This is a genomic window from Mesorhizobium sp. CC13 (genome assembly GCF_039907765.1).
Taxonomy (GTDB): Bacteria; Pseudomonadota; Alphaproteobacteria; order Rhizobiales; family Rhizobiaceae; genus Aminobacter.
This window is the reverse complement of the sequence record NZ_JARDJI010000003.1, coordinates 19,343-31,257: the sequence shown is the minus strand read 5'-3', so window position 1 is coordinate 31,257 and position 11,915 is coordinate 19,343. Positions and strand designations below refer to the sequence as shown.

Below are 11,915 nucleotides of genomic sequence, written 5' to 3'. Positions count from 1 at the left end.
GCATTTGGGGGGTAGATTCAGCCGATGGGGGCGAAACTCGAGGACATCAAGAATGGCGCGTCGGTTCGCGGGATCGTATCCGCGCAACCTGTCCAGGTCGTGTCGGTCGATTGGATCGGCGATCAGGCCATCAGCGTCGTCTACCGCGACCACAACGGCAATGTCGCGGAGGCCATCCTCTATCGGGACGACGAACACCGGCTGGACGTCGAGCAGAGCGGACGGCCGTGGTCCTTTGACGCCGACGGGGCGCTGCTGCGCCTCGTGACCGAAGCCAACCGCATCAAGCTTGCCCATTATTTTGATCCTTATCTTGCGATCCACACGAGCCTAGTCGATCCGCTACCGCACCAGATTTCCGCGGTCTACGGCGAGATGCTTCCGCGGCAACCGCTGCGTTTCCTCCTTGCGGATGATCCCGGCGCCGGCAAGACGATCATGGCCGGCCTGCTCATCAAGGAGCTGATCGCACGGAGCGATCTGGAGCGCTGCCTCGTCGTCGCGCCGGGCAGCCTGGTCGAGCAGTGGCAGGACGAGCTCGGCCAGAAGTTCAATCTCGAATTCGACATCCTCACCCGTGACATGATCGAGACGTCGCGTTCGGGCAATCCGTTCAGCGAACGCGATCGGCTGATCGTGAGACTCGATGTGCTGGCGCGTAACGAGGAGCTGCAGGAAAAGCTCATGAGTGCCCGCGAATGGGACCTCATCATTTGCGACGAGGCCCATCGCATGTCGGCGACCTATTTCGGTGGCGAGGTCAAATATACGCGGCGCTATCAGGTCGGACAGAAGCTCGGTCAGATCTGCCGCCACCTGCTCTTGATGTCGGCGACGCCGCATAACGGCAAGGAGGAAGACTTCCAGCTCTTCATGGCGCTACTCGACGGCGACCGCTTCGAAGGTCGGTTCCGGGACGGTGTCCATTACGCGGACACAGAAGACATGATGCGGCGGCTGACCAAGGAAGAACTGCTGAAGTTCGATGGCCGGCCGCTGTTTCCCGAGCGGCGCGCCTATACCGTCAAGTATGAACTCTCCGAGGGCGAAGCCGCGCTCTACACCGCGGTCACCGAGTATGTCCGCACCGAGATGAACCGGGTGCAGCGGTTCGCTGAGGGCGATGGCAAGAAACGCAACAATGTCGGCTTCGCACTGCAGATCCTGCAGCGACGCCTGGCCTCGTCGCCAGCCGCTATCTACCAGTCGCTGAAGCGGCGGCGTGAGCGCCTCGAAGGCGAGCTCGGTGAAGCGCGCCTCGCCGCGAAAGGACGGCGCGTCGGCGTCGATGAGCCGGCGGTCAATCCCGACATGCTGCGCAACATCGAGGAATACGGGCAGGAGGAGATCGACGAACTGGAGGAGTTGATCTCGACCGGCGCGACCACGGCCGAGACGGTCGAGCAGCTCGCCCTAGAAGTGGAGACGTTGAAAGGCCTCGAGGCGACGGCGCTCGGCGTGCTGCGCTCCGGCGTGGACACGAAATGGACCCAGCTCAACCGCATTCTCGACGATGACCTGATGATCGATGCGGGCGGCAACCGCCGCAAACTGATCATCTTCACCGAGCCCAAGGACACGCTTCACTACCTGCTCGACAAGGTGCGCGCGCGCCTCGGTAACCCCGAGGCAGTGGACGTGATCCATGGCGGCGTGTCGCGCGAGGAGCGGCGCAAGGTGATCGAGCGCTTCATGCAAGACAAGGATCTGCTGGTGCTGATCGCCAATGACGCTGCGGGCGAAGGCGTCAACCTCCAGCGCGGGCACCTGATGGTCAATTACGACCTGCCCTGGAACCCCAACAAGATCGAGCAGCGCTTCGGGCGCATTCACCGCATCGGCCAGACCGAAGTCTGCCATCTCTGGAACCTGGTCGCGGCCGACACGCGCGAGGGCGAGGTCTATGCGCGGCTTCTCGAAAAACTGGAAGCCGCGCGCGAGGCGCTGGGCGGGCGCGTCTACGACGTGCTCGGCGAACTCTTCGAAGGCACCGCGCTCAAGGATCTCCTCTTCCAGGCGATCCAGTATGGAGAACAGGAAGACGTGAAGGCGCGTCTGTTTCGGCAGGTCGACGGTGCGGTCGATCAGGCGCATCTGCTGGAGTTGCTCCGCCGCCGCGCGCTCACCAACGACACCATGCCCGAGGCCAAGGTCGAGGAACTGCGGCTGGAGATGGAGCGGGCCGAAGCGTTGCGCTTGCAGCCACATCACATCCAGAGCTTCTTCGTCGAGGCGTTCCAGCATCTCGGCGGACGCCTCAAACGCCGCGAGGAAGGGCGCTGGGAAATCACCCACGTGCCGGTGCGCATCCGCGAACGCGATCGCCAGATCGGCACCGGGGCGCCGATCCAGAAGCAATATGAGCGGATCTGCTTCGAGAAAGGGCTGATCAATCAGCAGCCCGTCGCCGCCTTCGTCTGTCCCGGGCACCCGCTGCTCGAGGCGGTGATCAGCCTGATCCGCGAGCAATACGAGCAGATCATGCGCCAGGGCGCGATCCTCGTCGATGACACCGATCCGGGCGATGCGCTTTCGGCGGTCTTCCTGCTCGAGCACACCGTCCAGGACGGCCGGCTGACCAGCGGCGGCAAGCCGCACGTGATCTCGCAGCGGCTGCAATTCGCCGCGATCGACAAGCGAGGTCAGGCCGAGAACGCGGGCATCGCGCCGCACCTCAACCTCCGACCCGCCACGGCGGAAGAGATCGGGATGGTCCGCGACCTGCTCGACGAGGACTGGCTGACCAGCGAACTGGAAAAGACGGCCATCCGCTTCGCCACGGTCGAGCTGGCGCAGGGGCATGTCGCCGAGGTCAAGGCGCGTCGCCTGCCCGAGATCGAGAAGGTCGAGCAGGAGGTCCGCGCCCGGCTCAAGAAGGAGATCAACTACTGGGACTCGCGGGCCTTCGAGCTCAAAGAGGAGGAGAAGGCCGGCAAGAAGACGCGGCTCAACTGGCAGAACGCCCAGCGCCGTGCCGAGGAACTGGCCGAGCGCCAGAAGCGGCGGATGGACCAGCTCCAACGCGAGCGGTTCATCTCGTCGCAGCCACCACGGGTCCGAGGCGGCATGGTGGTGATACCGCGCGGTCTGCTGGAAGCCCGTCAGGCTCCCGTGGCGAACGGTTTCGCCGAGGATCCGGCGGCGCGGCGGGCGATCGAGCTTACCGCGATGGAAGCTGTCATGGCTGCCGAGCGCACGCTCGGACACGCTCCGGTCGACGTCTCGGCGCAGAAGATCGGGTACGACATCGCATCGCACGATCCGAAGTCGGGGCATCTGCGCTTCATAGAGGTCAAGGGCCGCATCGACAGCGCCGACTCCGTGATGATCACGCGCCAGGAGGTAATCACCTCGTTGCATGAGCCGGAAAAGTTCATCCTGGCGGTCGTGTCCGTCGCCGGAGGATTCGCCCAGGAGCCGCGTTATGTGCGCGGCGCCCTGGTCGAGCGCGAGCCGTCGTTCCTCGAGACGGCGATTCAATTCGACCTGCGACGTCTCCTGGAGCGCGCGGAGGCGCCGCGATGAGGATCACCAAGGGGCTTATCGTCGCCGATCCGTGGATCGGCCATCTCCTCGAGGGCTCGAAAACCTGGGAGATGCGCTCGTCGGCGACGTCGCATCGCGGCTGGTTCGGACTCATCCGGAAAGGCACGGGCGCGGTGTACGGCGTCGCCAAGCTGACCGAGGTCGGCCGGCCGCTGTCGCCGGCAGACATGATCGTGACGTTCGAGCGCCATTGCATCCCCGAGCACATGATCCGCTCCGGCGCGGTCGCGAAATGGAACGTGCCGTGGAAGCTGGACGAGGTGCGCCGGCTCGACCGGCCAGTGCCTTACCGGCACAAGAGCGGCGCCGTGACCTGGGTCGAACTGGACGAGGAGGCGATCGCGGGGATCGCCGCCGCGTTGCGTGGCGTGTTCCCCGAAGGCTCGGTTGCCGAGCCCATGCCGGAGGCGGTGACGGTTGCCGCCAGGCAGCCGTCGGCGGCGGCTGGTCGAATCCAAACGCCAAAGGCCGCCACGGCGGCCGCGATCTCGCCGCCCGCATCAGCATCCACGGCGCGCTGGATCGGCGAGATCGAAATCAACCACGCCAATCTGCGTAACAACCACTTCTATCTGCGACCGCTAATCGACAAGTTCCCTGACGATGTGATCGGCGGCTCGAACAAGGCCTCGCGGGCACGAGGCGAGGTGGTGATCGACTGGGGCGGACCGGAGCCGGTGCGGACCGACATCGACGGCCAGGACAAGAAGTTCTTCCGCGCCCGCGGGCTGGATCGGCGCCTTCTACAAATCGCATGGCGCGCGGGCCGGAGACCTCGTCGTGATCGAGGAGACCGCGCCCTACCGTTATCGCGTCAGCCTCAGGAGACGGGGTTCGGCAGGGAGGGCGCCGTGACGGACATCAAGGATTTCGCCATCCTTGCACCGGTCCCGCTGGAGCATCTCCAGTCGGGCGAGGACATCGCGCGCCGCACGGGATTCGTCGCCTTCGGCTCGCGCAAATGGGAGCTGTTCCGCAAGGTCGAAGAGCTTCGCGGCGACGCGTTCGTCCCGGTCCTGATCTATCCGTCCCACGAGGACGTGCCGGCGAAGGACAGTCTCGTCGTTAGCTGGAGAGGCTGGTACTTCGGCTGCGAGGAGAGCGCGAACGGCAAGCACTCGCAGGGAATGACCCACCGCCCTCCGACGACCGGGCAATACACGTCGGACAATCAGGGGCATTGGGCCGTGTTCTGGCACGTCCGCGATCTGCGCGAGTTACCGCCCGCCCAGAGGCTGCCGATTTCGGCGATCCAGACGATCAAGGGCGGCTGGCGCAAGAGTGCGCCGCCGCGCGGGCCGGAACTGGTCGCAACGCCTTCGACGATTGAGTTCGAGGCATGATCGTCGAACGGTCAACGCAACCGCGACGCGCGTTCGCGCAGCTCCCGAACGCGGGGGCCTCGCGATGAGCGCGGAACGCCAGATGCTCGCGACCGCGATCGGCGCTCCTCCGGACTATTTCGACCGGATCAGAGAGCGCGCGTCGAAACGCTGGGATCAACTCGAGGCGGACCCGGAGCTTGCCGGTCCGTGGCACCAGCTCTTCAAGCAGGTGCAGAGCCCGCGTCACATCCTGTCCGAACTGCTCCAGAACGCCGATGATGCCGGCGCCAGCGAAGCGCGCGTCTCGATCGAGGACGATCGCTTCGTGTTCGAGCACAACGGTGAGGACTTCATCGAGGCCCATTTCGCGTCGATCTGCCGCTTCGGCTATTCGAACAAGCGCGCCCTCCATACGATCGGCTTCCGGGGGATCGGCTTCAAGAGCACGTTCAGCCTGGGCGATCGGGTCGAGCTCTTCACGCCCACACTTGCCGTGGCCTTCGAGCGCACCCGGTTCACCGAGCCGCACTGGATCGAACGCGATCAACCGACGGCGGGCAGCACGCGCGTCGAGGTGGCGATCGCCAACTCGCTGTTGCGCCGTGAGGTCGAGAAGAACCTCGACGAATGGCTGAAGAGCCCTGTGTCTCTGCTGTTCTTCAAGACCATCCGACGGCTTCAGATCGGCGACAAGGCGGTGCATTGGCAGAGTCTCGGCCCCGGCCCCGTCGCCGAGAGCGAATGGATGGCCCTGGACGAGAAGGCGGACGACCCGTTCCTGCTGGTCCGCTCCGCCGAGGAGGCTTTTCCCGACGATGCGCTCGATGAGATCCGCAAGGAGCGCATGATCGGCGCCGAGGACGGCGGCGACTTTCCGCCCTGCCGGGTTGAGATCGTCCTGGGAGCGAAAGGGCGGCTCTATGTCGTCCTGCCGACCGGCGTCGAGACCCCGCTCCCCTTCGCTTGCAACGCCCCTTTCATCCAGGATCCCGCGCGCCTCAAGATCAAGGATCCGGAGACCTCGCCCACGAACCGCTGGCTGCTGAAGCGCGCCGGCGCACTCGCCGCCGATGCGATGGCGGAATGGCTCGAACAGACCAAGTCCAGCCCGCGCGATCGGGCGGACGCCTATGGACTCCTCCCCGATGTCGACCGCGAGGCGAGCACGCTCGAAGGGTCTTGCGCCGCCATCGTCGAGCTGGCGTTCGATGAAGCAATCGGGGATCGGCCGGTCCTCCTCACCGAGGAAGGCGGGCTCGCCGCCACGAAGGGGGCGATTGCCGTCCCGTTGCCGATATTCGACATATGGCCAGCCGACCAGGCCATGGCCCTGCTCGACGAACAGTCGCGACAGGCGCTTTGCCAGCATGTGTCGGCAATGGATCGAACCAAGCTCGTTCACTGGAACTTGGTCGAGGAATTCTCGAAGTCCGATCTGCTTCAGCAGCTGCGCGGCAAGCACCTTCCCCGGCCGTCGACTTGGCGGCACCTATTGAACTTGTGGGCCTACATCGCCCCTGAGGTGACGGGCTGGGAATGTCACGACACCAATCGCCTGCGCATCGTCCCCGTCCAGGGCAAGGAGGTGCTCTACTCGGCGTCGGAGGTCGTGCGGCTCGGCGAGAAGAAGCTGCTCCAGTCCGACGACGACTGGGAATTCCTGGCCGACCATCTGATCGTGCTCAATCAGAACTGGACGCGCTTCCTCGCTGATCAGCGCCGCGACAAGGGCGACAAGGACGCCCGGCGCGGCGACGCGGTCGGGGCGGCCTTCGCCGTGCTCGAAGAGATCGGACTCGACGGTACCAGCGACGTCAATGCAGTCATCGAACGCGTCGCGGCCGATTATTTCAAATCCGGCCAGCCGAAGCTGGTCGAATGCGTCCAGCTCGCCCAGATCGCGGCGAAGCTCGGTGTCACCATCGGCGAATCCTTCCGGTATGCCTGTGCCGACCTGAAGCTCCGCTCCATCGAGAAGGCCGTGCTGTTCGATGAGAATGGCGCATTGGAGGAGTTGCTGCCGCAGGCGCTCCGACAAACGCAGCTTCTGCATCCCGACTACGTCGCAAACTTTAGGTCCTGCACGCGCGACGAGTGGCTCCAATGGATATCATCGGGCAAATCAGGACTGCGGACATTCCCGCCCCTCGTCGAGGTGCGGACATTCTCGGGACGCGAATCGGCGCTGAATGTCGAATTGAAGAAACGATCGTTCTCGGGGCGGATCGAATATCGCTACAAGGATCCCTGGTTCTACATTCACGACTGGGATTTCCCGGCTGAGCTTTGGGCCCATTGGCAACGCGCGGCAAAGACTGACGACGGGATATGGGCCGCCGTTGCCGAGAAGCTGATCGCGGAAAAGAGCGACTTCTGGTCACAGAAGGCATCCGCGACAGTTGCCGAGGAAGCTTCCAATGGCCATCGGCGAACAGTGTTGCGTCGCGGCCTGCTTCCGGCGTGGGCGTCGCGGCTCAGGGAACTAGCGTGCCTTCGCGATGTGCGCGGCTTCCTGCACAAACCTGGCGATCTCTTGCGACGCACCCCGGAGACGGAAGCGCTGATCGATGTCGAGCCCTTCGTGCATGGGCTGCTCGACCGGGAAACGACGCGACCTCTGCTGGACCTTCTGGGCGTCCGCAGCACGCCGAGCGGGCCCGGACGTCTGCTCGACCGGCTGCGTGCCCTGGCGAAATCGGACAAGGCCCCCGCCCATGAGGTCGAGAAATGGTATCGCCGCCTCGACCAGATGCTCGACGGGAGCTCGACCACAGACACGCAGAACATCAGGGACGCGTTTAAGACCGAGAAGCTCATTCTCGCAAATGACGGCACGTGGGTGACGTCGGGCGGCGTGTTCATCGCCGGCGATGAACAGGACGTTCCCGGCGCCGCGACAATCCGGGTATCCGTGGTCGATCTCAGCCTGTGGCGGCGCATCGGAGTCGCCGATCGGCCGTCGGCGGACCTGGCGCTGCAATGGCTCGGCACACTGGCCTCGGAGAAGGCGCTGTCGCCCGACGACGCCCGCCGCGTTCGTTCCCTGCTGTCCCGATACCCGACCCGCATCTGGGACGAGTGCGGGCATTGGGTGAATCTGCTGGGTGAGTGGGTGCCGGCCGACACGCTCGCCCATGTGCTGAGCATGCAGAGCCTGTTCACCTACGGGCATCTCCACGATTGGGTGAAACGCAAGACGGCGGACTTCCGTCAACTCTCGGCCGAGATGGTCCAGAGCGCGCCCTTCTCGGCGCTTCCGGCTCTGTCGAGCCTCGTCGAAGAGCGGTTCAACCAGCCGTCGTTGCTCGCGGATTTGGAAGACCGGCGCGCCTGGCTGACGGCGTTCGGAACCCAGCTTGGGCGGATCGAGCTTGCCGATCCCGCCGAGACCGAGCGCGTGCGGGCGCTGGCGGAAGCGATCGCGGAAACGAGTTGGGTTCAGGCGCCGAAGCTGGAGGTCATTCCCTATCTCGACGGTGTGCCCGCGGGCACGGCTCGGCTCACGGACATCCTGTGGCTCGATCACAAGCTGTTCGTCAGCCCGTTGTCGAAGGCCAAGCTCGCGAAGCGCGTGCCCGAGGAGATCGGCAGGAGCCTGAGCGCAGATATTCGTGCGGCGCTGGCCTATGCGTTCGAGCGGTCGCCCGAGGACATCAAGGAATACCTCGAAGAGAACTTCACGCTTGGCCCGCAGCGACAAGCGGTTGCGCCAGTTGTCGAGCTGCAGCCGATAGCCAAGCCGGCCGACGACGATGTGGCCAATGAGTCTTCCGAGGACGCTCACGAGGAAGCTGCGCCGGCCCAGGATGACGATCTCCAGCTATCGGAGGACGACGTGCCCACCGCGTCGCCCGAGCCCGAGCCGCAACCGGGGGAACCAGGTCACGCGTTGATCGACACCGAGGTCACGACCAAGCCGCGCCCAGCGCCAAAGCCTCAACGTCCCAGCGTCATGGCGCGCTTCGCTCTGGCCCAGGGCTATAAGGCCGATGGAGAGGATCGCTTCTTCCATTCGGACGGAAGCTGGATCGGCCGCGCCAATGGGACGAGGTTTCCCTGGGAGCGCCGCTCGGCCGGCGGTGAAGTTCTGCGCCACTACCATCCGAAGGAACACTGCCTGGAGCGCGAGCCGCTCCAGATCGAGGCTGACGTCTGGGGCCTGCTCGACCAGAAGCCGGACGTCTACGCCTTCATTCTCGTCAACCCCGAGGGTGAACCCGTCGAGATGACGGGCGCCCGCCTTCGCGTGCTGCGCGAAGGCGGCGAAATGACCATTCACCCCGCAACGTACAGGCTGGTTTATGACCTCGACCAATAACCCCAAGAAGAAACTCATCGAGGTCGCAATCCCTCTCGAAGCGATCAATGAGGCATCAGCACGGGAGAAGGCTATCAAGCACGGGCATCCCTCCGCACTACATCTGTGGTGGGCACGGCGTCCGCTGGCTGCATGCCGCGCGGTGCTTTTCGCCCAGTTGGTGGATGATCCGTCGAGCCATCCAGAGCAGTTTCCCACCGAGGAAGCGGTAGAGGCTGAACGTCAACGCCTTTTTCGGATCATTGAAGATCTGGTGAAGTGGGAGAACTCGACGAACGACGAAGTTCTGGAACGCGCACGCGCCGAGATACGCAATAACTTTCCTGACGGCGTCCCGCCCATTTACGATCCGTTTTCTGGAGGAGGCTCCATACCGCTCGAAGCGGTTCGTCTTGGTCTTCCCTCGAAGGGATCGGATCTCAATCCCGTCGCGGTGATGATTGGCAAGGCGATGATTGAGTTGCCGTCGCCATTCCATGATCGCAAGCCCATTCATCCCGGCAAACCTGAGCGCCTGCACTATCGAGGTGCAGAGGGGCTTGCCGAAGATATCCTCTGGTATGCGAAAGAGCTGAGCAACCGAGCTTGGAAGAAGATTGGGCATCTTTATCCGTCGGTCGGGCTTCCAAAGAAAGATGGCGGAGGGGAGGCTACCGTTCTTGCCTGGCTCTGGGCCAGGACTGTCGCCAGTCCGAACCCGGCAGTACGCGGCGCTCATGTTCCCCTGATTTCCAACTACTGGCTTTGCAACAAGCCCAAGAAATCAGTGTGGGTGAAGCCAGTCGTCAGTGGAACGGACATCTCGTTCGAAGTGCATAACGGGAAGCCCGACGAGGAAGATGCCGTGGCGGCGGGGACCAAGGCAGGGCGAGGTGCGAACTTCAGGTGCATTCTGACCGGTGATGCCATCACCGCCGACTACGTGAAGGCTGAGGGCATGGCGGGCAGGATGGGCTGGCGCCTTCTCGCTATCGTCGTGGAGGGGAAAAGGGGACGTCGATACGTCGCCCCAACCAAAGAGCACGAGGTTTTGGCTTTTAGCGAAAAGCCCGATTGGAGACCGGAATACCCGCTGTCGCAGCACCCTCAGTATATGAGTGTGACCAACTATGGTCCCACAAATATCTCCGACCTTTTCATGGATCGGCAGACTATCGCCCTGAACACCTTTCTGAATCTCATTCCGGAGGTGGTGGGCGGCGTCACCGACGACGCATATCGGACAGCTATCTCCTCGTATCTTGTCCTAAGTGTGAGTCGTCTTGCGAACAGACAATCCACGAGTGCCTTCTGGGATACGTCAGGGGAGAAGGTGCAGCAGGTTTTTGCGATGCAAGCCCTGCCTATGCGTTGGGATACAGTTGAAGGAAATCCGTTCTCGTCTTCATCCGGTAATTTCTTTGGACAGGTAGAGTATCTAGCCAAGAGCGTTGCCGCTCTTCCATGCTCAAAGGGGGGCGGCGGCGTAAGGCAATTAGATGCCCAGAACGTGGATTTTTCGGGCTTTGTCGTCTCGACCGACCCTCCCTATTACGACAATGTCCCTTACGCGGACCTGTCGGACTTCTTCTACGTCTGGATTAAGAAGGGCTTGGCAAGCACGTACCCCGACCTGTTCTCGACGATGCTGGTCCCCAAGCAGGAGGAGCTGGTCGCCGACTATAAACGTCATGGTGGCAAGGACGAGGCAGACCGTTTCTTCCTTGATGGGATGACCACCGTCATGCGCCACATGGCTACGGAAGGCCGGGCCGACGTACCTGCCACTATCTACTATGCGTTCCGGCAAGGAGAGGTGGACGAACACGGTTACTCGTCGAAAGGCTGGGCAACCTTCCTACAATCCATTGTCGATGCGGGCTATTCAATCGGCGCTACATGGCCGGTAAGGACTGAGCTTGTCGGGAACCTGAAGAAAAATAAGAACGCTCTAGCAACGTCTGTTGTGATGGCGTGCCGCCCGCGTGCGCTAGACGCTGAATCTATCTCCCGGATTGAATTTATCCGGGCGTTGCGGCGAGAGCTGCCCGGAGCCTTGAAGGAGATGCACCGCGCGAACATCGCTCCGGTGGACATTCCACAGGCGTCAATCGGCCCTGGGATCGCGATTTTCAGTCGATACGGTTCGGTGATCGAACGTGATGACAAGCCGATGTCGGTGAAGACGGCATTGCAGATCATCAACGAGGAGTTGGATCAGTATCTATCCTCGCAGGAGGGTGACTTTGATCCCGAGACTCGCTTTGCGGTGAGCTGGTTCACCCAGCATGGATATGAGAAGGGGGTTTTCGGCGACGCCGACAACCTTGCTCGCGCACGCGGCATTTCCGTGGATGACGTCAAGCATGCCGGCATAGCGGAGTCGTCTGCTGGAAGGGTCCGCATCTACAAGCGGGAGGACCTCGAAGAAGGTTGGGATCCAGCAAATGACAGGCACCCCACGATTTGGGAATGCTGTCAGTATCTGGTGCGTCAGTACGAGCTGGATGGTCTCTCGCACGACACCGCGTTGCTGCTGAAGAAGATTGGCGGCGACAAGGCCGAGGCCGTGAAGGATCTCGCCTATGTCCTCTACGACATCAGCGCCAACAAGCGGAAGGATGCGAAAGAGGCTACCTCCTACAACGCACTGATCGCCGACTGGACGGAGCTGACGCGGCAGGCGGCGACGATCCACGACACGAGCGGCGATCGGCAGATCCGGCTGGACATCTAAGGGGGACGGA

Annotated in this window: 4 protein-coding genes; all 4 read left to right on the top strand. The window is 63.1% G+C overall.

Going from position 1 to position 11,915, the window contains the following annotated elements; all coding sequences use genetic code 11:
- The first annotated feature begins 24 nt into the window (after window positions 1–24).
- Window positions 25–3,525: a helicase-related protein gene (locus PV773_RS05870; protein ID WP_347965452.1), complete on the top strand. Its 3,501-nt coding sequence runs from the start codon at window positions 25–27 to the stop codon at window positions 3,523–3,525.
- Complete coding sequence (locus PV773_RS05865; RefSeq protein WP_347965451.1) at window positions 3,522–4,889, top strand: hypothetical protein; 1,368 nt, start codon at window positions 3,522–3,524, stop codon at window positions 4,887–4,889. The genes PV773_RS05870 and PV773_RS05865 overlap by 4 nt, the downstream gene beginning before the upstream one ends.
- 64 nt (window positions 4,890–4,953) lie before the next feature.
- Window positions 4,954–9,189 (top strand): ATPase, encoded by a 4,236-nt coding sequence (locus PV773_RS05860; protein ID WP_347965450.1) that lies wholly within the window; start codon window positions 4,954–4,956, stop codon window positions 9,187–9,189.
- Entirely contained in the window at window positions 9,173–11,905 is a 2,733-nt protein-coding gene (locus PV773_RS05855) for a DUF1156 domain-containing protein (RefSeq protein WP_347965449.1), read from the top strand. Before PV773_RS05860 ends, PV773_RS05855 begins: the two co-directional genes overlap by 17 nt.
- Window positions 11,906–11,915 lie beyond the last annotated feature (10 nt).